Below are 23828 nucleotides of genomic sequence, written 5' to 3'. Positions count from 1 at the left end.
TTACAGCCCGTGAGCCAGGTTGATATTCTCCAGGCGCTCCAGTTCGGCTTCTTTTTCTTCCAGTTTTTGGTCGAATTTGGCGCAGAGTTCCTGAAGGTCGGCGTCGTCGGGCTCTTTTTCGAGCATGCGCCGGCAAAGAATGGCGACTTCGTCCAACAAACTGATTTCCAGTTCGATCTGTGCGATGACCGCCGCCGCCGAGATTTCCTCGACGCTTTTGGCCAGGATTTTTTCGCGCAGCTTCGAGCCGCGTCGCCGCGCCGGCTTCTTCTCCGGTTCGTCCTTTTTTTCTTCTTCGAGTTCGGCGGCGGCCTGGAAGAGGCGGTCGGCCTCGGCGTCGATCTCGACTTCGATTCCTTCGAGGTTGTCGAGTGCGGAATCGGTGGCTTTTTCGATCGCCTGGCGGTCGAACGGGGCGGCGGTTTCGTTGCTGACGATGGCGCGGATATCGACGACGGCTGGTTTCTGGGCCAATTCGTAAATATCGACGGCGTCGGGGTTTTCGCCCCGGTCCGCGGCTTCCTGCCGGTTCTTTTTGCGTTCGGCCTCGCGAAGGAGCTGGGCGCGGATATTGCGCATTTCGAAGTCGAACGGGTCTTTTTCGATGACCCAATCGAGCATGAATCTGGCCTTTTCCTCGTCGCCCGATTTGGCGTAGACCTTCGCCAACGCCTTGCGCAATTGCAGGTTTTCGCCGATCACGGCGTGAACCTTTTCCAGTTCCCGCCGGGCGTCGGACAGCTTGTTTTGTTTCAGATAGATTTTGCCGAGCACTTCGTGGCATGAGAGGTAGCGCGGAAAAATACCCAAGCCGGTCTGGCAGGTTTGCAGGGCTTCGTCGATCAGGCTGACCTGGCGGTAACCGTCTCCCAAGGGCGCGTAAACCTTGGCGTATTGGTCCCGTTTGACCCGTTTGTTGAATTTCACGATGTTTTGCAGAACTTGTTCGTCCATGTTTTTACCCGCGGGTTCCGTTTATTACCTTAACGGCCGATCGCTTGATTTCGATTAATCCCTTTTCCTTTCCAGACGATTTTTAAACGCTTGCAACATTTTCGGCAAGTTGTTCTCCTGCAATATTTTGATCACGCTGGTCGGCACCATCAAGCCGAATTCGATGTCGATTTCGTATTCGACCAAGGTGCGATCGGGACTCACTTCCCGCAGTCGCCAGACGCCCTCGTTCATTTTAAAAAATCCCTGGTGCAGGGTCCAGTGGATTTCCTGGGGCGGATGGCCGGTGAAGTCGAGGGAATACTTGATTTCCTTGACGATTTTCACGTTGAATTCGACGCAGCGCACGTTTTCGTCGGCGGACAGGATCCGGACTTTTTTCAGTTCGTCGATAAACTCCGGATACCGCGCGAAATCCCAGATGGCGTCGTAACAGGCCTGAGCCGGCGCCTTGATGACGATGGATTGGATCGTTTTGGCCACCCGTTCCGACCTTTCCCTTTAACCCGTGATGCGAATCGGCAAGGGCATGAAGGTGCCGATGAAAATCAACAGGCACAACACGCCGACGAGGCGCCGCAGCGGCGACAGGGGCTGATCCGGATCGCTCACGGGCGGATGGTCCAGCCCGAAGAGATACACGAGCAGGCCCCAGACGAGCCACATGCTGCTGGACGAGGCCTCGGCCAGCGCCATCTGCAGGCCGATGTGCAAAAGAACCAACCCGATGAAAATATTACGATCCAGCTTACGGCGCCCGGTGCGGAAACACAAGACAACCGACCAGAGGAGCAGGCCGGCCATTACCGGCCAATGGTACCAGTTTTTCAGCAGCGGATCGCCCAGCACGCCCCACCAGACCAGGCCGGCGAAGACCGTCCGCGAGATGACCCGGTGGTAGCGACCGAACAGCGCGTGCACCACGTGGCCGCCGTCGAGCTGGCCCGCCATCAGCAGGTTGAGCGAGGTGACGAACAGCCCCAGCCAGCCGGCCAGCGCCATCGGGTGGAGAAACACGTCCTGGCCGTCGGGCAGCGCGCCGAAAAGGGCATGGCGCAGCAGCATGAACAGCGGCGATTCGCCGAAAATCATCCCTTCCTCGCCCGTCACCGGGCCGACGTGGCTGAGCAGCAGGCCGAAATAGGTCCAGATCAGGGCCGGGACGAACCCGGCCAGCGGGCCGGCGGCGCCAACGTCGAGCAATTGGCCGCGGCGGCGGATCGGGACGCGGATACGGATGAACGCGCCGAAGGTGCCGATGGCGATCGGGAAGGGCGGCCCGGGCAGAAACAGGGGCAGGGTGGCGTCCAGGCCGTGCCGGCGGCAGGCCAGGAAGTGCCCCAGTTCGTGGGCCAGCAAAATCGAAAGCAGCGCGGCGGGAAAGGTCAGCGCGTCCATCGCGGGGCTGACGATCGCCGCGTTGGGATCGATCAAAAACAAGCCGGATAAAAACGTGGTCACCACGGTGGCGGCAAGCATGCCGAGATAAAACGCCGGCGAACGATGAGGCGGAATTTTGCGCGAACGGGGCGGCGGCGCGGGCGCCGGCTCGCCGGAGGTCGCCGGTTCAGGGTAGGACATCGTCGGCCGAGCCTCGGCTAATCGGCGTAGCCCTTCTCGATTTTTTCCATTTCCTGCTTGCAGCGAATGCACAACGAGGCCACCGGGCGGGCCTTCAGGCGCATCACGCTGATGTCCTCGCCGCAGGATTCGCAGACGCCGAACGTGCCTTCCTCGAATTTCTTCAGGGTCTTTTCGATTTTCGACAACAGCATCGCCTCGCGGTCCCGCAACCGTAGATTGATCGTCTGGTCGGTTTCGGAACTGGCCACGTCACCCTCGTCGTTCAGGTCGTCGAGATTCGGGTTGGTGATGTTGTCCATCGTCTTGCGGGCGTTACCGAGAATCCGCTCTCGATCCAGGACGAGTTTTTTCCGGATTTCTTCCAAATCGCGTTTTCTCATGCTTGCTTCCCCCCCTCGCCGTTTGTGCCGGATGGTTCGATGAGTTCCCGCGCCGCGGGAGGCAAATAGACGTTTTCGAAGTTGAATCGCGAAAGCTCACGAGCCAGGGCGGCAACCCGCTCCCGCGGTGAGAGCCGCCGGTCGATGATGACCGTCTGCACACCGCGAATCACGCAAGAGCCGCTGGTGATCTTCACGTCGCCGGTCGCGACCTTGTCGTAGCGCACCTGCACGCCGACCGCGGTCGCCGCCTGTTCCAAAGCTTCCAACAGGCCCTGGTCGTTGACGACCGGCGCCGCGCCGGCGGATTCGATTTGTTTTGCGGAGCTCAATGCCTGATTCATCCCTCAAGCATCCTACCCGTTAATGCGAAAAGGGTAGTATTCATATACCAGCCGTTTGGGCATTGCAAGTCCCCATTCGCCGCCGACGGCGTCGCTGCCGGAACTCGATTTTCCGGCGGGGACCGCACCTACGTTTATCGCCTTTCGGCTTTTGGCTTGCAAGCCGGAAACCCCTTGTGCATGATGCGGGCCATGCGAAAAATCCCGCTTGTCTTTCTGGCCGTTTTGTGTTTCGCCCTTGGCGCCCGGGCGCAGGAGACGCGCCTGGACCTGCTGCCCGGCCACGGCCTCGGCGACGCGCCGGCCCCCGAAACGCAAGGATTCCGCGTTTCGATCGGCGGCGAGGTGTGGTTGCGCGTGGTTCCCGTGGACGACGATCACGCCCGGCTGATCGGGAAAGACGGCGTCGAGCGAATCGTCGAACTGCCGCCGGTCGCGCCGCCGGCCTTCGATCCGCCCGCGCCGCCGCCGCTCGTTCTCGAAACGCCGCCGGTTTTCGTCACCGGCGATTTCAGCACCCTTTACGACGGCCTGGCCGCGCTGTTGACCGATGCTGTTCCCGCCGCGCCGGCCGAGGCGTGGCGATTTTCCGCTTGGCTGCGCCTGATTACCGAGCCGGGCCGCCTCGGCCACAGCCATCTGACCGTCGCCGGCCGCGGTTCCCGCCTGCCCGATCCGGAACTGGACCGAACCGTCGAACGTTTCCTCGCGGCCAATCCGCTGCCGCCGCTGATCAGCGGGTCGGCGCTGTGCGAACTGGTGGTGACCGTCAGCGGGGGAGCGCGGCCGGTGTTGTCGGTCTGGGTCGGCAAACCGTTCGCCGAAACCGCGACGAGCCTTTTTTCGCTGACCGGCGGCTGGCTGCACCAGGAACCGCTCGGCCTGCCCGCGGCGGTGCTCAAAAGTCAGGCCGCCGCCGCGTTGCGGCAAACCTACGAAACCGAGCGGAACGCGGCGCGCGAACGGTTGATCGCCGTGCTGGCGGAAAATCCGTCCTGGCCGCTGTTCGGCTGGTGGAATTGGGATCATCGCCAGACGGCCCGCCTCGCGGAAAGGGAAATCGCCGCCGCGCCGGCCGGCGCGACCGCCGAAATGCTGCTGCTGGGCGCCAAGGCGCTGGCGCATGGACGGAAATTCGCCGTCGCGGCGAAGTGGGCGACGCAAGCGGCCGCCGGCACCGGCGACGCCGCGCTGGCGGCGGAGGCGCGGCTGCTGGCCTTAAATTGGAGTCGCCGCTTGCCGGGCGCGGCGGCCGGCGACGCCCCGGTCGACGACAAATCGATCTTTCGCTGGGAGATCACGGCGCAATCTCCGGCGGGTTCGGGCGATTCGAAAGGTGCGCTGGCCGTCAATTGGCAACGATTGCGCCTGCTGGAAAACGAAAAATCTCCGCGGGCGGATCGCGATCTGCTCTGGCGCGGGCTGGCCGGACGGGTCGCGGCCGATCTGGCGGCGGCGGTCGACCGCGAGCCCTCGGTGGTCCGGTTTTCGCGGCTGCAAGCCTGGCTCAACGCCGACGAACCGTCGGGCGCGGTGATCCTGTTCGACGCCGGGGCGGAATTGTGCGCCCGGGGGCATTACCCGGCGGCGGCCGACGTGCTTCGCTGGCTGTTGGCCGATTATCCGCTGTCGGTTCTGGCGCCGGAAACCGGCCTGCGGCTGCTGGCCGTCCTGAACGCGGCCGGCGAGAAGGAAGCGGCGCGGGCCGTCGCCCGCCAGTTGGCCGGGGATTTGGCCGCCGAATCGGCCTGGAGTCTGGCCGTGAAGGAACAGGGACCGGTCGCGGTTCCGTTGCCGGTGCTCGCCGGACGGACGAAAACCGCCGCCGCCGTCCGCGAAATGGTGTTGCGCAACGTGCGGGACGGTGAATTTGCCGAATTTTCGCGCGATCGCGACCCGCGCGCCCTGGCCGCCGCCGAACGTGCCGCGCGCCTGCTGCTGGACACGATCGACAACCCGGCGCAACGCCGCGCCGACTGGCTGATTTTCGGCCGCATCCTGGCCGTCGACGGCAAAGCGGCCGACGCCGCCACGGCGTATTCGAACGTCGCCCTCGACGAAACCGACGACCCCCTGCGCCTCGAAGCGCTCCGCGACCTTGCCGCCGTCCTCACCCCCGACGCCCGCCGCGTCGCCGCATCCTTAAAAAATGATCCCGATTGGGGCGGCTGGCTGGCGGGAATCCGGCAATAAATATTCAAAACACCTTGTTTCCTTCCTTCGCCTTGGGTACATTTCACGCAACCGAATATCCAGGAGTCTTTGATGAAAGCGACGAAGTACAAGCGGATTCTGCTCAAGCTCTCGGGCGAGGCGCTGATGGGCAAGGGCGAATACGGCATCGACGATAATCAACTAGATGATATCGCAAAGGAAATTGCCGAGACGCACCGCACCGGCGTGCAGATCGGCGTGGTCATCGGCGGCGGCAACATCTTTCGCGGTTTGAAGGGCGCCAGCAAGGGCATGGATCGGGCCAGCGCCGATTACATGGGTATGCTCGCCACGGTGATGAACTGCCTGGCGATGCAGCACGCCCTGGAAAAGGCCGGCTGCCCCACGCGGGTGATGAGCGCCCTGCCGATGCAGGCGGTCGCCGAGCCGTACATCCGCCAGCGAGCCGTCCACCACCTCGATCAGCAATACGTCGTGCTGTTCGCGGCCGGCACCGGCAGTCCGTTTTTCACCACCGACACCGCGGCGGCGCTACGCGCGGCGGAGATCGGCGCCGACGTCCTGATGAAGGCCACCAAGGTGGACGGGGTTTACAGCGCCGATCCGATCGTCGATCCGGCGGCCGTCTTGTACCGTCAATTGACATTCGGTGAGGTAATGGCCAAAAATCTGCGGGTGATGGACCTCGCGGCGGTCAGCCTGTGCCGCGATAACGCCATTCCCATTTTGGTTTTCAATTTGCTTCGCCCGGGAAATATTTTGCGGGCGGTGCAAGGGAAAAAAGTCGGAACTTTAATCAAGGAGTAGGGCCGTGATCGACGACGTTTATAACGAATGTAAAAGCGGCATGGAAAAAAGCATCGCCAACCTGGGACGCGAGCTGATGAAGATCCGGACGGGCCGCGCCAATCCGGCCATCCTCGAGGGGATCCGCGTCGATTATTACGGCACGCCTACGCCGATCAACCAGATGGCCACCGTCAGCGTGCCCGAACACCGGCTGATCGTCATCGCGCCGTGGGAACAACCCAAGTGCAACGACATCGTGCGGGCGATTCAATCCTCGGACATCGGCCTGAATCCGCAGTCCGACGGCAAGGTCGTGCGCATCGCCTTTCCGCCGCTGACCGAGGAGCGCCGCAAGGAACTGGTCAAGCAGGTGAAGAAAATCGGCGAGGAACACAAGGTGGCCGTCCGGATGGAGCGCCGCGACGCCAACGAAATGCTCAAGGCCCTGCAGAAGGACGGCGACATCACCGAGGACGATTCCCACAAGGGCACCGAGCGGATCCAGAAGCTGCACGACGACTACATCAAAAAAGTCGACGAGGTGATCGCCCGCAAAGAGACCGAAATCCTGGAGATCTGAAACCCATGGAAACCGGCTCCGCCGCCTTGTTCGGTCCGTTGGCCGGCGCCCGGTTGCCTCGCCACGTGGCGGTGATCATGGACGGCAACGGCCGGTGGGCGACCCGGCAGGGCCGGGAGCGGACCCAGGGCCACGCGCGGGGCGTCGAATCCCTGCGAGCGGTCGTGCGAACCTGCCGGAAGCTGGAAATCCCCTACCTGACCGTTTATGCCTTTTCGCTCGAGAACTGGAACCGGCCGCGGCCCGAGGTCGAGCTGTTGCTGCGGCTGCTGCGGCGGGTGCTCAAGAACGAAACGGCCAAGCTCGACAAGTACGAGATCCGCCTGACAGCGATCGGCGACCGCGAGCGGCTGCCGGCCGACGTCCGCGAACTGCTAGCGGGGGTCGAGGCGCAGACGCGCAACCACCGGGCGATGACGCTGGTCATCGCGTTGTCGTATTCGTCGCGCGACGAGATCGTCCGCGCCGCCCGCCGGCTGGCCGAGCGGGCGTGCGCCGGTGAATTGGCGCCGGCGGCGATCGACGAACGGCTGTTCGCGGCGCACCTCGACACGGCGGGGATCCCGGATCCGGACCTGCTCATCCGCACCAGCGGCGAGCAGCGGTTGAGCAATTATCTGCTCTGGCAAGCGGCTTATGCCGAGTTGTATCTGACGCCCGTCCTGTGGCCCGACTTCGGGGAAGCGGAACTGGTGGCGGCGCTGGCCGAGTACGCGCGGCGCGAGCGCCGGTTCGGCCGGACGGGCGAACAACTTCACGCGACCGCCGCGACCGGCGGCGAGGAAGGCTGAGTCATGGACAAAAAGAAAATCGTCGTGGCCTTGGTGCTGCTGCCGGCGTTTATCTGGCTGATCGGCTGGGCGCCGAACTGCCTGCTACTGACCGTGCTCATGCTGTTGGGCGCGGGCCTGGGCGGTTGGGAAAGCGCGCGGCTGGTCTTCGGCCCGGACGAGCTGGCCAGCCGCGTGGCGGCGACCGCCTTTTCGCTCGCGGCCTGCCTGGCGGCGGCCAGCGGCGACGACCAGACGGTGGCGGTCGCCCTGGTCGGCATTTTGCTGGTTTCCATGGTGTTGGCCGGTCTGTTGTCGACCGATCTGTCGCTGGCCGGCGGGCGCGCCGCGAAGTTGCTGTTCGTGGCGATCTACCCGGGGTTGCTGGCGGGTTACGTCGCCGCGCTGAAAAACTACGAGTCGATCTTCTTCAACACCAAGCTGGTGCTGATGCTTTTCGCCCTGATCTGGATCAACGACACCGGCGCCTATTTCGTCGGCAGCGCCATCGGCAAGCGCAAGCTGGCGCCGCGCGTCAGCCCCAACAAGACCTGGGAAGGCGCGGTGGGCGGCTTCGCGGCGAGCGTGATTCTCGGCGCGGTGATCGGCGTCTGGTCCGATCATTTCACCCTGGGGCAGGGTTTCCTGCTGGGCGTGGTGCTGGGCATCGTCGGCCCGCTGGGCGACCTGGCCGAATCGGCTCTCAAGCGCGGCGCCGGCCTGAAGGATTCGGGCCTGTTGCTGCCCGGCCACGGCGGCGTTTTGGACCGCATCGACAGCGTCCTGTTCGGCGCGCCGATCCTCTATTACGCGATCATCAATCTGCATTTCACGCAAATCATGCGCCAATTGGGAGCCTGACCCGAAAAAAATGAAAAAACTGGCAATACTGGGCAGCACGGGCAGCATCGGCGTCTCCACGCTGGCGGTCGTCGCGGCCAACCCGGAGCGGTTCGCGGTCGTCGCCCTGGCGGCCGGCGACAACGTCGAACGGCTGTCCGAGCAGGTGCGGCAATTCCGGCCGTCGCTGGTCAGCGTGCGGACGGCGGCGGGGGCCAGCCGGCTGCGCGAACTGCTCGGCGCGGCGGCTCCCGAGATTCAGGTCGGGACGGAAGGCATCGGCGCGGTCGCCCGGCATCCCGAGGCCGAGATGGTCGTCGCGGCGGTCGTCGGCAGCGCCGGCCTGGAACCGACGTGGCAGGCGATCGCGGCGGGCAAGCACGTCGCGCTGGCCAACAAGGAAACGCTGGTCATGGCGGGGCCGCTGGTGATGCGGGCCGTGCGCGAAAAGCGCGTGGCGCTGCTGCCGGTCGACTCCGAGCATTCCGCCGTGATGCAGTCCCTCGCCGGCCATCGGCGCGAGGAAGTGCGGCGGATCGTGTTGACGGCGAGCGGCGGTCCTTTTCGCGAATGGCCGGCCGCGCGGATCGCCGGGGCGACGCCGGACGACGCGCTGGCGCACCCGACCTGGCGGATGGGCAGCAAGATCACCATCGATTCGGCTACGCTGATGAACAAGGGGCTGGAGGTGATCGAGGCCCATTGGTTGTTCGATCAACCGCCGGAAAAAATCGACGTGGTCGTGCACACCGAGTCGATCGTTCACAGCATGGTGGAGTTTCACGACGGGCAGGTGGTGGCGCAACTGGGCGTTCCCGACATGAAGGGGCCGATTTCCTACGCGCTGGCCTATCCCGAACGGTTGCCGAATTCCATCCAACAACTCGATTTAACGAAAGTTTCCCCACTTCACTTTTACGAGGTCGACCACGACAAATTCCCGTGCCTGCGGCTGGCGAGCCAGGCTCTGGCCGACAGCGAACTGGGCCCGGCGATTCTCAACGCGGCCAACGAGGTCGCGGTGCAGGCGTTTCTGGAAAGACGAATCGGTTTTAACGAAATCGCCCGAACCATCGTCGAAGTGCTTAACATAGTGGAAGGCGGCAAAGCCGAACATTTGGAGGCCGTGCTGGAAGTCGATCGGCGCGCGCGGGAAAAAGCCGTGGATGTCACCAAGCGTCTGGGTCGGGGGAAAATGTAGTGATTTCATCGTTTTTGATTTCAATCGGCTCGTTTCTGGTCCTGCTTTCCATCGTCGTGATCGTCCACGAATACGGCCATTACAAGACCGGCCGGCTGCTTGGGATCGGCGTCGAGAAATTCGCCTTCGGCTTCGGGCCGGCGCTGTACAAATGGAAACGCGACGGGATCGAATACCGCATCAACGTCGTGCCGCTGGGCGGCTACGTGAAATTCATCGGGGACGAACCCGACCAGCCCGTCCCCGACGAGCTGCGCAGCGTGGCCTTCAACCTCGCGCCGATTTACAAACGAATGCTGACCGTCTTCGCCGGACCGGCGATGAACATGGTCCTCGCCTTCCTGCTGTTTTGCGTCATCTTTCTCGTCGGCTTCCCCGCACCGGCGGCGATCATCGGCAACGTCAGCGACGACAGCCCGGCGCAAAAGGCCGGCCTGCGGCCGGGCGACCGCATCACGTCCATCAACGGCGAACCGATCCGCTTCTGGCACGAATTGTCCCTGCGCATCGCCGACAGCCCCGATCAGCCGCTGGTGCTGGGAGTCCGGCGCGCCGATCGGCCGCTGGAAATCCCCCTCACGCCCGAGAAGATCACCGGCCCGGACATGCTCTTTCAATTCGAGACCGAGCGCGGCTCCATCGGGGTTTCGCCCGTCGGCATGCGGCCGCTGATGGACGTCAGCGACGCGAACTCGCCCGCCTATCAGGCCGGCCTGCGCACCGGCGACCTCATCCTGACGGTCAACGGCAAGCCCCTCATGTTTCTGGAGGAACTGCCGGAGCGGCTGGCCGAAAGCGGCGAACTGACGCTCGGCGTGGCGCGCGGCGAACCCAATATTCTGCAAGACAACCCACAGTTGACCGACACGATCAAAATCCCGCCGGCCCCGGCCGGCGCCTGGACGCCGGCGGACCTCGGTTTGCGTTCGGGCGAGCTAACCATTTACGACGTGTCGGCCGACGGCCCGGCCAAAGCGGTGGGCCTGAAAAGAGGCGACCGCCTGATCGGCCTCGACGGCGGGCCGATCGAATCGTGGGAGCATTTCACCAAGGTCGTTCGCGCCAACCCCGGCAAGCCGCTCACCCTGACGTTGATCCGGGCGGGCGAGGAATTGACGGTTTCGGTGACGCCGAAGAAGGTCGAGACCCTCGACATGATGGGCCGGAAGGAAACCTACGGCCAGGTCGGCATCCAGCGCATGATCGTGTTCAACCCGACGGTCGAGGAAACCGAGCGCTATTGGAATCCGGTGAAAATCGTTATGCGCGGGGCGCAGGAATCGTGGATCTGGGCGACGCGCATCGTCAAGGGCATCTACCTGATCATCATCGGCAAGGTGCCGACCAGCAGCCTGGGCGGCCCGATCGCCATCGCGCGGATGGCCGGCGAATCGGCGCAAATGGGAATCATTCAATTCCTGATGTTCATGGCGATCATCAGTTTTAACCTGGCGATCATCAACCTGGTGCCGGTGCCGATCTTCGACGGCGGCCACCTGCTGCTGTTTTCGATCGAAAAGATCACCGGCAAACCGCTCGGCGAAAAAGCCATGGCCCTGGCCCTGCGCATCGGCATCGCGGTGATCGTGGCGCTGTTTCTGCTGATCTTCTATAACGATTTCCGGTGGGTGTTTTTCAAAATCAAGGAACTGCTCGGCACATGAAACTTCTTGCCCTGGACACCAGCACCCGCGCCGGTTCGGTGGCGCTGATGGCCGGTGGCCGCGTGGTTTCCGCCTATACTTTCGACGTTTCGGCCACTCACTCCGAAATGCTGCTGCCGGTGATCGATCGCTGCCTGGCCGAAGCCGGTTGGCGGATCGCCGATCTCGACTTGATCGCCTGCGCGAAGGGCCCGGGCGGTTTCACCGGACTGCGCATCGGCCTGGCCACGGCCAAGGGAATCGCCTTCGCCGGCGGCCGGCCGCTGATCGGCGTCAACAGCCTGGAAGCGACCGCGCTGCCGCTCGCCTTCGGCGCCACGCCGATTTGTCCGCTGCTCGACGCCCGCAAACGGCAGGTATTCGCCGCGTTGTACCGGCCGGACGGCCGCGGCGGCCTGACGCCGGAGCGCGACGAGGTCTCGGTGGCGGCCGCCGACTGGGCGCGGACCATCGCGGGCGATTGCCTGTTCGTCGGCGACGGCGCCGAGCTTTACGCCGACGCGATTCGCGCCGCCAAGCCGGACGCGATTCTGGTGCCGGCGGCCTTGTGCCCGGCGCGCGCGACCGTCGTCGGCTGGCTGGGCGAACGAGCCTACGCGGCGGGCGAACGGGGGCTCGCGGCGAATTACGTCCGGCCGCCGGACGCCGAACTCAACCCGAAATTCGCGGTGAAGGAGGGCTAAGCCAGGAATGGAAGACAAGGAATTGGCGCAACTCGCGGCAACGGATCCGGAACTCCGCCGGCTCCTGGACGAACACCGGGAGCTCAATCGCCAGGTCGACGCGCTCAACAAGCGGCGCGTGCGGACTGCGGTGGAAGAGGCGGAACGCAAGCGCTTGTCGAAATTGAAGCTTGCCAACAAGGATCGAATCGCGCAGATTGTCGCCAAGCGCCAGGGCGATTCCGGCTCCTGATTCCCGGGATTTTTCGCGGACGCCGCGACGATCCCGCCGGGACTGGCCGGCCAGAAAATTCCATCGCCGGTTCGCCGCTCCGGCGGGCCGGAATCATCGACGGACGAGAGATGTACAACCAGAATACGCCGATTTTGAAGGAAGGGATTCCGTTCATCGCGATCGCGGGTTTGCTCCTGCTGATCCTGATCGTTTTCAAGCTGCCGTGGTACGTGACGTTGCCGTGGTTGCTGCTGACGATTTTCGTCGTCGCCTTTTTCCGCAACCCGCAGCGCGATCTGGCCGCCGGCGACGACGCGATCATCTGCCCGGCGGACGGCGAGGTGGTGGCGGTGGAGGAGATCGACGATGCGCGGTACGGCATGGGCCGTTGCCGGCGGGTCTGCATTTTCATGAGCCCCTTCAACGTGCACGTCAACCGCGTGCCGGTCACCGGCCGCGTGCTCGAGGTCCGGTACAATCCCGGCAAGTTTTTGGTGGCCTCGGCCGAGAAGGCTTCGCTCGACAACGAACAATCCGCGTTGATTCTCGAAACGCCGGGCGGCCGGCGGGTCGTCGTGGTGCAAATCGCCGGCATGTTGGCGCGCCGGATCGTCAGCTACCCAAAAGCCGGTGACCGGCTGTACAAGGGGCAGCGGTTCGGGCTGATCCGCTTCGGCAGCCGGGTCGATCTGTACCTGCCGCCGGCGGCCGAGATCGAAGTCCGCCGGGGCGACCGGGTCTTCGGCGCATCGACACGAATCGGGAGGTTGGCCGATGAACGCTCCGCAGGGTGAATTGCGCCGCCGTTTGACGCGGCGTCGCACGGCGAAGAAATCCAAGTTACCGCCGGAAGAAGGGTTGCCGGGCGGCGGAACGGCGGGAGAAAGCGGCGAGGAAGCCGGCCGGGAAGGGCCGCGCCGCGGTTTCTATCTGTTGCCCAATCTGCTCACCAGCATGAGCCTGATGCTGGGTTTCTACAGCATCACCATGTCCTTCGGGGCGTTCATCAACCCGAAGGAGGGCGTCGAGTATTTCGTGCGCGCCGCCTGGGCGATTTTCGCGGCCGGCATCTTCGACGGCCTCGACGGGCGGGTGGCCCGCCTGACCCGGACGACCAGCGTCTTCGGCATGCAGTACGACAGCCTGTCGGACCTGGTCAGCTTCGGCCTGGCGCCGGCGGCGTTGGTTTACAATTTCGCGTTGCGCTGGGGTTGGAACGACTACCGGGGCACGGGCCTGGGCTGGGTCGTGGCCTTTTTGTTTGTCGTCTGCGGCGCTCTGCGGCTGGCGCGCTTCAACGTCACGACCGACAAACTGCCCGAGGGCGTGTTCCAAGGCCTGTCGATTCCGGCGGCCGCGTTGCTGCTGGTCTTTTCCGTTTTGTTGTTTCACGAATCCGAGTGGATCACCGAATACGGCACCGCCGTTTCGTATTGGCCGTTTCTGGTGTTGACGGTGCTGGCGGCCTTCCTGATGGTCAGCCGCTTCTACTATCCGAACTTCAAGCATCTCGACATTCACCGCCGGCATCCGTTCGGGACGTTCCTGTTCATCATCATCGTGCTGGTCATCATCTTCGCGCAGCCGGTCAAAAGCCTGTTTCTCGTGATGGCGGTTTACGCGGCCAGCGCGCCGCTGACCTGGTTCTTCGTCTACCGCCGGCAGGGCCATTATCCCTGGGCCAAGCCGCGCGCCGGCCAGGCGCCGGCCGCGCCGGTAGAACCCGGCCGCGACAAGTCCTGAAAAGAATTTTTCGGCGCCCGCCGATTTTTCTTGAAACCGCGCCGAATGTTTGTTGGTCTAACAGGCTGTTGAAAAAGGCCGTCGGCCGCGGCCCGAAATCGCGCCGGCATCCAACCAGCAACCATCATTGGCCGATCGCGCCCGCTTGACGCGCGGTCGGCGGCGGAGTCCCGGAAATGGGCAAGAAAAGCACTTACAACGTCGCGGTCGTCGGCGCCACCGGTCTGGTCGGCGGCGAAATGTTGTCGATCCTCGCCGAGCGCGGTTTTCCCGTCGGGGAGGTCCGCGCGCTGGCGTCCGCCCGCAGCGAAGGCGGGACGGTGGAATTCGGCGATGAAAGCCTGACGGTGCAGAAGCTCGACCGGAACAGCTTCACCGGCATCGACATCGGGCTCTTCTCGCCGGGCGCGGCCGTGAGCCTGGAATTCGCGCCGCTGGCCGCGGCGGCGGGCGCGGTGGTCATCGACAACACGTCGGCGTTTCGCTATTTCGACGACGTGCCGCTGGTGGTGCCCGAGGTCAACCCGGACGCGGCGGCGGGCTACCCGCGGCGCGGCATCATTGCCAATCCCAACTGCTCGACGATCCAGATGGTGGTCGCGCTCAAACCGTTGCACGACGCGGCGACGATCAAGCGCATCGTCGTCTCGACCTATCAATCAGTGTCCGGCGCCGGCAAGGAAGCGATGGACGAACTGGCCGAACAGACGATCGCCCTGTTCAACCAGGAGCCGTTCGAGCCGAAGTGTTTTCCGCACCAGATCGCGTTCAACTGCCTGCCGCACATCGACGTCTTCCAGCCCAACGGCTACACGAAGGAAGAAATGAAAATGGTCTGGGAGACGAACAAGATCCTCGACCCGGCCATCCGCGTCTCGCCGACGACCGTGCGCGTGCCCACTTTCGCCTGCCACGCCGAAGCGGTGAACGTCGAGTTCGAAAAAGAGCTGTCGCCCGAGGCGGCGCGCGAGCTGCTCGCCAAATTCCCGGGCGTCGTCGTCGCCGACGAGCCGAACGGCAACCTCTATCCGCTCAATTTCGCCGCCGCCGGCCGCGACGAGGTGTTCGTCGGCCGCATCCGGCGCGACGAGACGGTGCCCCACGGCCTCAACCTGTGGATCGTCAGCGACAACCTGCGCAAGGGCGCCGCGCTCAACGCCGTGCAAATCGCGGAATTGCTGATCGACCAGTACCTCTAATCTGCCCGGGGGAGGAACATGGCGTCACTACGGCCGATCCGTCGCCGGCGCCGCCTGTTCTATGCCTGCCTGGCGGTCCTTCTGTTCCTGCTGGCGACCGAGGCCGGGTTGCGTCTGGCGCGCGTGACCGTCCGTTCCGGCGAGGCGATCTACACCGACCGCTGGCTGCGCCACCCCGTCGGCCGCGGGCGCGTCGATTGGGACGAATACCTGACGCTGGGCGTGAAAATCTATCCGCCCGATCCCGCCGAATACCGCATCCCCGGCCCGGTACCGCCCAAACCGGCGGGCACGATCCGCCTGGTCTGCCTGGGTGACAGCTCGACCTACGGCCTGGGAGTGAACGCGGACGAAACCTTTGCGGTCCGGCTGGAAAAACGGATCGCGGCCTGTAGCCCCGAGCAACGGGTCGAGGTCTGGAACTTCGGCCGACCCGGGTACACGAGTTACCAGGGACGCTTGCTGCTGGCGGAAATCGCCGGCCGTTTGCGGCCGGACGGCGCCGTTTTCTTTTTCGGCGCCAACGACGCCTGCCCGGCCCCGATCCGCGCTGATCGCGATTGGGCCGCCGTGCCGCGCTGGAGCCTTTTTCTGCATCGTGCGCTTTACCGTTCCAGTTATTCGTATCGTTTGATCCGCAACGTCAATGTCGATTATCTCGGGCGGCAGTTGGGGGCGGTGTTCGGCGATGCGGAACCGACGGCGGTGCGGGTGCGGGTGAGCGAGGAGGATTTTTGGGCCAACCGCGAGGCGGTGCGCCGGATGTTGCCGCCGGAGCACGGTTTTCTGGCGACCGTTTCGGCCGTTTATCGTTCGGACGCCGGCGCGCGGCCGGGCCCGTATTTTCTGAAATGGCGACCCGGCGCAAGCGACGTGGATCTTGCGGGCCTGTTCGGCGCCGCGCTGGCCGCCGACGAAAATCCGTTTCTCGACGATGTACATCCCAATGTCCTCGGCCACCGGCTGATCGCCGACGCCCTGTGGGATCGACTTGCCGCCGCAAAAATCATCCGCTGCCGCCAGCCGGAATTCGTCCAACCCCAAACGGGCTTCTAATTGTCTTGCGGAAGGCGGTTTGGTCCATTTTCGGGGCATCGTTAGCTTGACAAACCCCGTCGACTCAAGGAAACTTTTTTTGCCGACAAACGACGGTTGCCGCCGGCGGCGCACCAGCCCAGGAAAGGTGTATGCGTCGCCCCCACGTCCTATTGGGGAGTTCGCCGAAAATGCTTTATTTGCTCGCTTTCATCGTGCTTTCCGTGCTGGCTTTACCGGCGGCGTTGCGCGACCGCGACCGGACCGAGTCACAGCACTTGCTGACGGCGATCGCAATGTTCTCGGCGGCGGTATTGTCGGTGCTTTACGCGGCGGTGCGCGGCCAATTCGCGGTGGTCGAATGGGTGGTGCTGCCGTTCGGGTTGATCGTCGGCCTGATCGCGGCGGTCGGCGCCTATTTCTTCTGGCGTTCGCAGGAAGAAAAAAGCCTGCTGATCGAACCCTGGCATCTGCCGGTGGTTCTGACTTTGCCGATTTTGTTGTCGCTGACAGTTTTCGATTCCTCCGCCGAGCTTTTCGGGTTGAAGGCGGTCGGCGTCGGCATCGGTGTGGTGGCGCTGTTCCTGATCGCTTTGGGCGCGCCGCGCACGGCAAGCGATCTGTCCACCGGCAATCGGTTTCTCAGCACCCTTCTGGTGCTGTTTCTGTTCGCCCTGTTGTTCGTCGGGCTGCAGCTTTTCCAGGCGGTGGTGTTGGTGCAGAACAACGAAGGCGTTTTCCTGCTCCTGGTTTTCGGCATCGGCGGTTTGGTGAACTTGCTGCTGGGGCTGAGCAAGCGCCAGGCGTTTACCGGCCCGGTCTATAACCACGGGGCGTTGCTGGGCGCGCTGCTGTTCGGCGCATTGCTCGGCCTGTTGCTCGGCCTGAAGGAAATGCCGGGTTGGGAGGCTTTCGTGCTGGCGGCCGCCGGCCAGGTCGTCCTGGCCGCGCTGCTGTCGTTTTTCTGGCTGAAAAAACGCCCCACCGCGCTGGGCCTGGTCGGTTTGCTCGCCAGCGCGGCGGCCGCCATCCTGATTCTGCTGGTCTAGCGCTTCCGATAAAATTCCGCGATCGCCTGCGCGACTTCGCGCTGCTGATCGATCGTCAATTCGGGATAAACCGGAATCGACAACACTTCCCGCGCCGCCTGCTCCGATAACGGATAATCCCCCGCCTTGTGGTTCAGGCTCGCGAAGCACGGCTGCAGGTGCAGGCAATTGGGATAGTACACGGCACAGCCGATTTTGCGCGCCCGCAGATGCGCCAGCAGGCCGTCGCGGTCGGCGCAGCGGATGGTGTACTGGTTGAAAATATGCCGGCCGGGGCCGGTCGTCGGCAGTTTCACCTTTTCCGCCGGGACCTTGGCCTCGGCGAACAACTCGCGATACCGCTCGGCGTTGGCCTGCCGGCCGACGTGCCAGCCTTCCAGGTACTTCAGCTTGACCGAGAGGATCGCCGCCTGCAGCGCGTCGAGGCGGAAATTGCCGCCGACCACGTGATGGGTGTAGGGCGGGTTCATGCCGTGGTTGCGCAGCAGCTTCACCCGCTCGCCGGTCGCCTTATCCGGCACGGTGATCAGCCCGCCGTCGCCGAACGCGCCGAGGTTCTTGCTCGGGAAAAAGCTGAACGCGCCGTAGTGGCCGACGCTGCCGGCACGCCGGCCCTGGGCGTCCGCGCAGCCGATCGCCTGCGCCGCGTCCTCGATCAGCGGGATGTGGTGCTTTTCGCAGGCCGCCTTCAGCCGGTCGCACTCGCACCAGCGGCCGAACAGGTGGACGATGATCACCGCCTTGGTGCGGTAATTGAATTTCGACAGCGCGATGTTCTCGTCGAGGTTGAAGCTGTCCGGGTCGATGTCCGCGAACACGGGCGTGGCGCCCAGGCGGACGATCGCCCCCACCGTCGCGAAGAACGAAAACGGCGTCGTGATGACCTCGTCGCCCGGCCCGACGCCGGCGTCCATCAGCGCCATCAGCAGCGCGTCGCTGCCCGAGGAAACGCCCAACGCGGCGCCCGCGCCGCAATAAGCCGCGATTTCCGTCTCGAATTTTTCGACCGCGGCACCCAGGATATACTGGCCCGAGCGGCAGCCCGCCAACACCGCCGCTTCCACTTCCGTTTGAATCTGCTTGTATTGCATCTGGAGGTCGAGAAGAGGTACAGCCATCGTCATACTCCGTGTGAGAAAATTCGGCGCTACATTAACAAGAGTCGCCCCTCGTGGCTAGGGGCGTTTCGCTGCGGCCGCCAGGGGGAATGAATCCTGAAAGGCGAATCTCCGGGGCGGCGGCGGGCCGGGACCAAATGGCTCAAAAATCCGGCTTGACGGCCTTGTTATCTTATGCTACTAATCTGGTCGGACTAGTCGTAAAACATACGGGGACGGAAACATGCGGCTGACTTCTCGTAGCGAATACGCCTTGCTGGCCTTGATTTACCTGGCGCGTCACGACGGCGACGAGGGTTACATCAGCGCCGAGCGGATCGCGAAGGAGCAGGGCATCCCGCAGAGTTTCCTCGAGCAGATCATGCTGGCGCTAAAACGGGCCCGGATCGTGATGAGCACCAAGGGCCAACACGGCGGCTTTCGCCTCGCCCGCGACGCCGGCGAAATCTCCATCGCCGAGATCATTCGCCTCTTCGACGGCGCCCTGGCGCCGACCGAATCGGTCAGCACCTATTTTTACGAGTCCACCCCCATCGAAAAGGAAGAACGCCTGACCGCGGTTTTTCGCGATATTCGCGACTACACCGCGAAGAAGTTGGAAGAAACCACCCTGGCGGAAGTGGTGTAACTTTTTTTTCCGCTTAAATATGACTTATCCGATCGGTTAAGGAGGGTATTGTGGAGACCATCACTTTGATTGGCGGACACGGCAAAAACGGCGCGCCGGAGCCGGTCCAACGCATCGACATGAACATGGGCGACGTGGTCAGCATCGTCGGGCCGACCGGCTCGGGCAAAACCACGCTGATCAACGACATCGAGCTGTTCGCCGACGGCAACACGCCCACCGGGCGGCGCCTGCTGATCGACGGGAAACGGCCACCGGCGGCCTATCGTTACAACCCGTCAAGCAATCCGATTGCCCTGATCACCCAGCACACCAATTTTCTTTCCGACCTGTCGGTGATCGAGTTTTTGAAAATCCACGCCGGCATCCGTTGCGACAGCAACGCCAAGGTGAGCGAGTTGGTGCAGCAGACGATCGACTTCGCCAACCAGCTTACCGGCGAGCCGATCATCGAGACCAACACGATGACCGAGCTTTCCGGCGGCCAGACCCGCGCGATGCTGATCGCCGACGCGACGATCGTCTGCAACACGCCGATCGTGCTGTTGGACGAGGTCGAAAACGCGGGCATCAACCGGACGCGGGCGCTGGAACTGCTGCGGCAGCACCGCAAGATCTTCATTTTCGTCACCCACGATCCGCGCATCGCGCTGCTTTCGGATTACCGGATCGTGCTGGAGAACGGCTGCATCACGAAGCTGCTGGTAACCAACGAGGAAGAGAAGAAGTGCGCCGTCACCGTCAGCCGGTGGGACGACATGTACACGGCCCTGCGCGAGAAAATCCGCCTGGGTAATCAATTGCAACTGCAAGATGTCGGAGGTTTGGCATGAAACTGGTCATTTGCGCGGGGCCGGCGACGACCGGCAAGACGGCGGTGCTGCGGCACGTCACGAAGAAACTGATCGGGATGGGCGAGCGCCCGGCGTTTTTGAAAATCGACGTGCAGTATGCCGACGAGGACGAACTGTTCGCGAAGGAATTCGACATTCCGACGCGCAAGACGTACTCCGGCGAATTGTGCCCGGATCACTGCAGCGTCATGGTGCTGGGCGACGCGTTGCGCTGGGCGGAGCGGAACCTGGCGACGATCCTGCTGGTCGAGACGGCGGGCCTGTGCCTGCGTTGCGCGCCTTACGCCGACGGCGGCCTGGGCATCGCGGTCCTCGAGGCGACCAGCGGCATGAACCTGCCCCTCAAGGTCGGCCCCATCCTGTCGCTCGCCGACATCGCCGTGGTCACCAAGATCGACCTGGTGTCGCAGGCCGAGCGCGAGGTGTTCCGCGCCCGCATCCAGTTGGCGGCGCCCGAGGTGAAGGTGCGCGAGGTCAACGCCTTGTACGGCATCGGCATCGATCCGCTGGTCGAGATGGTCCGGCAGACCCCGGAAGCGCCGGAGTCGCTGGCGTTGCGCGGCAACCCGCCGGTCGGCACCTGCACGATCTGCGTCGGCAAGAAGGAAATCGGCTGGGAAAAGCACTTCGGTGTTGTCCGGCCGCTCGACGGTCAACTGCTGTACCGCGGGGAATAGAGGAGAGACGACCATGGTGACGGAAATGAAAGGCATCGAACTGCCGGGTCTCGATTGCGGCCTGTGCGGTTACCGGACGTGTCAGGCGCTGGCGGACAAATTGCCCGGTCAGCCGGATTTGCTCAAACGCTGCGTGATGCTGCTCAAGCAGCAGGAACGCGACAAGGCCGAAATCGACGCGCAGAAACAGGCCGCCGCGGTAAAACGCGCGAAGGAAGCGCAGACGGTCTGTGGCGCCTGCGCGCCCGCGCCGCTGCCGACTTTCGCCTGGGAACAGGAACCGACGGAGTGGAAAGACAGCCTCGGCCGTGATTTCGATTTCTTCCTCGAACACCTGCCCGAGGATCCCGGCCCGCGTGAGGTCTGCCTGCCGCACAACCCGATGCTGACCCGCGAACTGAACATGCAGGTCGGCGACGTGATGATCGGCCGCCCGCTCGGCATGTCCTGCGGCTGCCCGATCACCCACTGCGGCGTGGTCATCGACGTGGACCAGCGTACCGGCGTCATCGTCTGGTGCGTCACCGGCCCGCTGCGCCCGCGGCTGGAGGGCTTCAAGGACATCGGCTATTACTCCGCCGAGGCCTACGAGGGCATCGTCACGCGCACCAACGCCGAACTGCGCATCGGCCAGCGTTACTTTTTCCAGCCGCGGATGTGCATGCTGCAATGGCGGCACAGCGGCCTGATCAACTTCATTCAAAACACGCCCGAAGGGACGCGGATTCGCCTGGAAGGCTTGTTGATCGGGTAAGGAGAGCCGTAGACCGGGGGCGCACCGGGAAAAAGGGGCAGGCTAGCGGTTCTTCATCGCCCGGTGCGCCTCGCGATCGGCCTCGCGGCGCTTGATGTCCTCGCGCTTGTCGGGGGCCTTCTTGCCGCGGGCGAGGGCGATTTCGACCTTGGCCAGGCCGTCGCGGAAATACATCCTGATGGGGACGCAGGTCAGGCCGCGCTCGGCGATCTTGGCTTGCAGCTTGCGGATTTCGTTCTTGTGCAACAGCAGCTTGCGGCGGCGCTTCGGTTCGTGGTTCATGCGATTGCCGTGCGAGTAGGGCATGATCTGCACGTCGCGCAGCCACGCCTGGCCGTCGCGGATTTCCACAAAGCCGTCGGTCAGGTTGCACCGCCCCTCGCGCAGCGATTTCACTTCGGTGCCGACCAGCGCCAGGCCGGCCTCGGTCCGTTCGAGCAACTCGTACTCGAACCGCGCCTGCCGGTTGACGGCAATCTGTTTTTCCCCTTCGCTCACCTGGCCTCCAGGGCCGGCAGTCTAACCAGGATCGCCGCGGCGGGCAAGCTTCGCGCTATTCCAGCACGCTGAGGGTGTCGGAGATGAAGTTGGTGACGTAGACCTTGCGGCCGCCGTGCGAGAAGGCGATGCGGCAGGGATCCTTGCCCAGGGCGATCAGGTCGACCACCGAAACCGACTGGGTGTCGATGACGGCCAGTTGCCCCCGTTTGTCGGGACCGCCGGACAGCGCGGCGTACAGTTCGGTGCCGTCCGGCGACACCACCAGATCCTGCGGGTTCGCGGGCAGTACCACGTAGCCGTTGGCCGTGCCGTGCAGGACATCGATCCGGGTGATCGAGGCGCCCAGGCTGTCCTGGGTGAACGCCCATTGACCGTCGGGCGACGGCACGATTTTTTCCGGCGCCGCCCCGGTCTGGATCGTGCGCAGGTGGCTGCGGTTGTCCACGTCGTACACCGCGACGGTGTCGGAGGTCCGTTCGGGCACGAGCAGGATGCTGCCGTTTTGCACGAACAGCGCCTCGCGCGACTGGGTGCCGCCGAGCCCCAGGCTGTCGACCGTGCGGCCCGACTTGCGCGGATCGAACAGATACAACGGCTCCTGGACCGGCGCGGTGTTGTCGACCGTGACTTCCCACAGGCCGCTGCTGGCCACGGCGAGCTGGCCGTCGGGCCGGATCGCCAGCGAACCGGGCGGCGTGGGGAACCGGACCGTGCCGGCGACGCGGAAGTCGGCCAAGTCGATCAGCGCCGCGTGCGGCGGCTGGGTGGTGGTGACGATCAGGCGGTCGAGTTGGGGCACCAGGGCCAGATCGGCCGTGTTGCCGCCGACGTTGAGCGTGGCGACGACGGCGCCGGTGCGGCTGTCAAGCGCGTGCACCAGCCGGCCGTTCATGCCGATGGCGTAAACGCGGCTGCGGCGCGGATCGACCACCAGCTTGTAGGTGCGTTCGTACAGCTTGCGGCTGGTCCAGCGCGTGTCGAAAAATTCGGTGTCGATCGCCATCACCTGGCCGCTGCCGGCGCAGGCGACGAACAGCGTTTCGCCGTCGGTGGAAAGGGCCAGGCCGAAGGGCCGGTGGCAGACGTCGACCTGTTCGCGCTCGACGCGCAGTTCCAGGTGGCTGGGCAGCGGCTTGAGGCGGGCCTGGGCCTCGGGCGAGTCGGGCGCGGTGATCGCCACCGGGTCGTCGGCGGTTTTCAGGTCGTCGCAGGCGCCGAGCCATGCCGCCAGCGCCAGCGCCGCCAGCGCCAGAAGCCGCCGTTTGCCGGTATGCCGCCGTGTCATGGAAGCCAGTCTTCGCCCTCCCGGGTGGATTTGGGGTTGCAGCGATCGATGCGGGCCAGCGCCAGCCAACCCCCGCGATACGCCCCGTAACGGCGGATCGCCAATTCCCCATACACGGAACAGGTCGGGGTGTAAAGGCAGCGGCCGATGTCCTCGTGGCGGTCGGTGACCGCCTGCCAGGCGTCGATCACGGCCAGCACCAACGCCGTTCCCCACTGGTGGGAGGGTGGTCGTTGGGCGTCGATCGCCGCCAGGGCGACCAGCAGACAAAGGACCAGGATGGCGGTTTTGATGTCGGCGCTCATTCGGCCGGAATTCTAGCGCGGAAAAAGTCCCGCTGGCTACCGGTTTTCCCATTCTAACCAGGAGCGCCGCCGCCCACCAATCCGTCACGTAGCCGCCCACCGACCCGTCACACTGCCGACCACACCGTCATGCCGAACTTGTTTCGGCATCCGGAATCCTCGCCGGTATCGCCGACCGCATGTCCACTGTAGGAGTGGCTTAGCAGCCGCGATAAAAACTTACGCTGTCTTTTCGTGCGAAAGCCGGAACCCACACCGGGAGTGCAAGCGACCTGACTGGTGTAGGAGCGGCTTAGCTTGGGGCCGGTGGATTTGCGTAAATATAACAATTGCGCGCCAGCGACCTGACTGGTGTAAGAGCGGCTTAGCAGCCGCGATTTCACCTTTCCTTCAAACCATCCGCTGGATTTGCCGGAACGAATAATTTTCGCTTATTTATCCGTGACTTCCGATTTAACTATGATCGCCAATGGGAGGCCACTCGTAAGTATTAAAAATGATT

Annotated in this window: 27 protein-coding genes; 18 read left to right on the top strand and 9 right to left on the bottom strand. The window is 64.0% G+C overall.

Going from position 1 to position 23828, the window contains the following annotated elements; translation table 11 throughout:
• The 5 genes from GX444_15320 to GX444_15300 are packed head-to-tail and all read right to left on the bottom strand — an operon-like array spanning position 1 to position 3262.
• Positions 1 to 954, bottom strand: coding sequence for a tetratricopeptide repeat protein (locus GX444_15320; protein ID NLH49949.1), 954 nt, complete (start codon positions 952 to 954; stop codon positions 1 to 3).
• 54 nt (positions 955 to 1008) lie between these two features.
• The gene (locus GX444_15315; GenBank protein ID NLH49948.1) at positions 1009 to 1437 is read right to left on the bottom strand and encodes a hypothetical protein; all 429 of its coding nucleotides are present in this window, start codon (positions 1435 to 1437) and stop codon (positions 1009 to 1011) included.
• An 18-nt stretch (positions 1438 to 1455) separates the two neighbouring features.
• Positions 1456 to 2535, bottom strand: coding sequence for a site-2 protease family protein (locus tag GX444_15310; protein NLH49947.1), 1080 nt, complete (start codon positions 2533 to 2535; stop codon positions 1456 to 1458).
• A gap of 17 nt (positions 2536 to 2552) precedes the next feature.
• A complete protein-coding gene (locus GX444_15305; GenBank protein NLH49946.1) occupies positions 2553 to 2918 on the bottom strand; it encodes a conjugal transfer protein TraR in 366 nt (121 codons plus the stop codon).
• Complete coding sequence (locus tag GX444_15300) at positions 2915 to 3262, bottom strand: hypothetical protein (GenBank protein NLH49945.1); 348 nt, start codon at positions 3260 to 3262, stop codon at positions 2915 to 2917. The genes GX444_15305 and GX444_15300 overlap by 4 nt, the downstream gene beginning before the upstream one ends.
• Before the next feature lie 192 nt (positions 3263 to 3454).
• On the opposite strand from GX444_15300, the gene GX444_15295 reads away from it, so the two are divergent.
• The 14 genes from GX444_15295 to GX444_15230 all read left to right on the top strand — a co-directional run bounded on the left by GX444_15295 (position 3455) and on the right by GX444_15230 (position 17204).
• Positions 3455 to 5455 carry a hypothetical protein gene (locus tag GX444_15295; protein NLH49944.1) on the top strand — a complete coding sequence of 667 codons (2001 nt, stop codon included), beginning with the start codon at positions 3455 to 3457 and terminating at the stop codon, positions 5453 to 5455.
• Between the two features lie 72 nt (positions 5456 to 5527).
• A complete protein-coding gene (locus tag GX444_15290) occupies positions 5528 to 6244 on the top strand; it encodes a UMP kinase (protein NLH49943.1) in 717 nt (238 codons plus the stop codon).
• 4 nt (positions 6245 to 6248) lie between these two features.
• The gene (gene frr, locus GX444_15285; protein ID NLH49942.1) at positions 6249 to 6806 is read left to right on the top strand and encodes a ribosome recycling factor; all 558 of its coding nucleotides are present in this window, start codon (positions 6249 to 6251) and stop codon (positions 6804 to 6806) included.
• Positions 6807 to 6811: 5 nt separating this feature from the next.
• Positions 6812 to 7597: a di-trans,poly-cis-decaprenylcistransferase gene (gene uppS, locus GX444_15280; protein ID NLH49941.1), complete on the top strand. Its 786-nt coding sequence runs from the start codon at positions 6812 to 6814 to the stop codon at positions 7595 to 7597.
• 3 nt (positions 7598 to 7600) lie between these two features.
• Entirely contained in the window at positions 7601 to 8437 is an 837-nt protein-coding gene (locus GX444_15275) for a phosphatidate cytidylyltransferase (protein ID NLH49940.1), read from the top strand.
• A gap of 10 nt (positions 8438 to 8447) precedes the next feature.
• Positions 8448 to 9617: a 1-deoxy-D-xylulose-5-phosphate reductoisomerase gene (locus tag GX444_15270; GenBank protein ID NLH49939.1), complete on the top strand. Its 1170-nt coding sequence runs from the start codon at positions 8448 to 8450 to the stop codon at positions 9615 to 9617.
• Complete coding sequence (rseP, locus tag GX444_15265; protein ID NLH49938.1) at positions 9617 to 11281, top strand: RIP metalloprotease RseP; 1665 nt, start codon at positions 9617 to 9619, stop codon at positions 11279 to 11281. The genes GX444_15270 and rseP overlap by 1 nt, the downstream gene beginning before the upstream one ends.
• The gene (gene tsaB / locus GX444_15260) at positions 11278 to 11964 is read left to right on the top strand and encodes a tRNA (adenosine(37)-N6)-threonylcarbamoyltransferase complex dimerization subunit type 1 TsaB (GenBank protein NLH49937.1); all 687 of its coding nucleotides are present in this window, start codon (positions 11278 to 11280) and stop codon (positions 11962 to 11964) included. Before rseP ends, tsaB begins: the two co-directional genes overlap by 4 nt.
• A 7-nt stretch (positions 11965 to 11971) precedes the next feature.
• Positions 11972 to 12196 carry a DUF465 domain-containing protein gene (locus GX444_15255; protein NLH49936.1) on the top strand — a complete coding sequence of 75 codons (225 nt, stop codon included), beginning with the start codon at positions 11972 to 11974 and terminating at the stop codon, positions 12194 to 12196.
• 110 nt (positions 12197 to 12306) lie between these two features.
• Positions 12307 to 12972 (top strand): phosphatidylserine decarboxylase family protein, encoded by a 666-nt coding sequence (locus GX444_15250; GenBank protein NLH49935.1) that lies wholly within the window; start codon positions 12307 to 12309, stop codon positions 12970 to 12972.
• Entirely contained in the window at positions 12953 to 13921 is a 969-nt protein-coding gene (gene pssA, locus GX444_15245; GenBank protein ID NLH49934.1) for a CDP-diacylglycerol--serine O-phosphatidyltransferase, read from the top strand. Before GX444_15250 ends, pssA begins: the two co-directional genes overlap by 20 nt.
• A gap of 176 nt (positions 13922 to 14097) precedes the next feature.
• Positions 14098 to 15120 (top strand): aspartate-semialdehyde dehydrogenase, encoded by a 1023-nt coding sequence (locus tag GX444_15240; GenBank protein ID NLH49933.1) that lies wholly within the window; start codon positions 14098 to 14100, stop codon positions 15118 to 15120.
• An 18-nt stretch (positions 15121 to 15138) separates the two neighbouring features.
• Positions 15139 to 16176: an SGNH/GDSL hydrolase family protein gene (locus GX444_15235; GenBank protein ID NLH49932.1), complete on the top strand. Its 1038-nt coding sequence runs from the start codon at positions 15139 to 15141 to the stop codon at positions 16174 to 16176.
• Positions 16177 to 16346: 170 nt separating this feature from the next.
• Entirely contained in the window at positions 16347 to 17204 is an 858-nt protein-coding gene (locus GX444_15230) for a hypothetical protein (GenBank protein NLH49931.1), read from the top strand.
• On the opposite strand, the gene GX444_15225 is transcribed toward GX444_15230, so the two are convergent.
• Positions 17201 to 18322 carry a DegT/DnrJ/EryC1/StrS family aminotransferase gene (locus GX444_15225; GenBank protein NLH49930.1) on the bottom strand — a complete coding sequence of 374 codons (1122 nt, stop codon included), beginning with the start codon at positions 18320 to 18322 and terminating at the stop codon, positions 17201 to 17203. The two genes, GX444_15230 and GX444_15225, sit on opposite strands and share 4 nt — an antisense overlap.
• Before the next feature lie 223 nt (positions 18323 to 18545).
• Between GX444_15225 and GX444_15220 the strand changes: the two genes are divergently transcribed.
• The 4 genes from GX444_15220 to GX444_15205 are packed head-to-tail and all read left to right on the top strand — an operon-like array spanning position 18546 to position 21235.
• Positions 18546 to 18950 carry an Rrf2 family transcriptional regulator gene (locus tag GX444_15220; protein ID NLH49929.1) on the top strand — a complete coding sequence of 135 codons (405 nt, stop codon included), beginning with the start codon at positions 18546 to 18548 and terminating at the stop codon, positions 18948 to 18950.
• Positions 18951 to 18997: 47 nt separating this feature from the next.
• Complete coding sequence (locus GX444_15215) at positions 18998 to 19783, top strand: ATP-binding cassette domain-containing protein (protein NLH49928.1); 786 nt, start codon at positions 18998 to 19000, stop codon at positions 19781 to 19783.
• The gene (locus GX444_15210) at positions 19780 to 20481 is read left to right on the top strand and encodes a cobalamin biosynthesis protein (protein NLH49927.1); all 702 of its coding nucleotides are present in this window, start codon (positions 19780 to 19782) and stop codon (positions 20479 to 20481) included. Before GX444_15215 ends, GX444_15210 begins: the two co-directional genes overlap by 4 nt.
• A 13-nt stretch (positions 20482 to 20494) precedes the next feature.
• Positions 20495 to 21235 carry a Fe-S cluster protein gene (locus tag GX444_15205; GenBank protein NLH49926.1) on the top strand — a complete coding sequence of 247 codons (741 nt, stop codon included), beginning with the start codon at positions 20495 to 20497 and terminating at the stop codon, positions 21233 to 21235.
• A gap of 42 nt (positions 21236 to 21277) precedes the next feature.
• Here the strand turns inward: GX444_15205 and smpB are convergent, their stop codons facing one another.
• The 3 genes from smpB to GX444_15190 are packed head-to-tail and all read right to left on the bottom strand — an operon-like array spanning position 21278 to position 23326.
• Positions 21278 to 21733, bottom strand: coding sequence for an SsrA-binding protein SmpB (smpB, locus tag GX444_15200; protein ID NLH49925.1), 456 nt, complete (start codon positions 21731 to 21733; stop codon positions 21278 to 21280).
• Between the two features lie 55 nt (positions 21734 to 21788).
• On the bottom strand, positions 21789 to 23021 hold the full coding sequence (locus GX444_15195; protein NLH49924.1) for a hypothetical protein: 1233 nt from the start codon (positions 23019 to 23021) through the stop codon (positions 21789 to 21791).
• Positions 23018 to 23326, bottom strand: coding sequence for a membrane protein insertion efficiency factor YidD (locus GX444_15190; protein NLH49923.1), 309 nt, complete (start codon positions 23324 to 23326; stop codon positions 23018 to 23020). The genes GX444_15195 and GX444_15190 overlap by 4 nt, the downstream gene beginning before the upstream one ends.
• Positions 23327 to 23828 lie beyond the last annotated feature (502 nt).

Source organism: Myxococcales bacterium, from assembly GCA_012517325.1.
In the GTDB taxonomy this organism is placed as follows: domain Bacteria; phylum Lernaellota; class Lernaellaia; order Lernaellales; family Lernaellaceae; genus JAAYVF01.
Note: the sequence above shows the minus strand (reverse complement) of the source record. Positions and strands in the feature narration are given on the sequence as shown.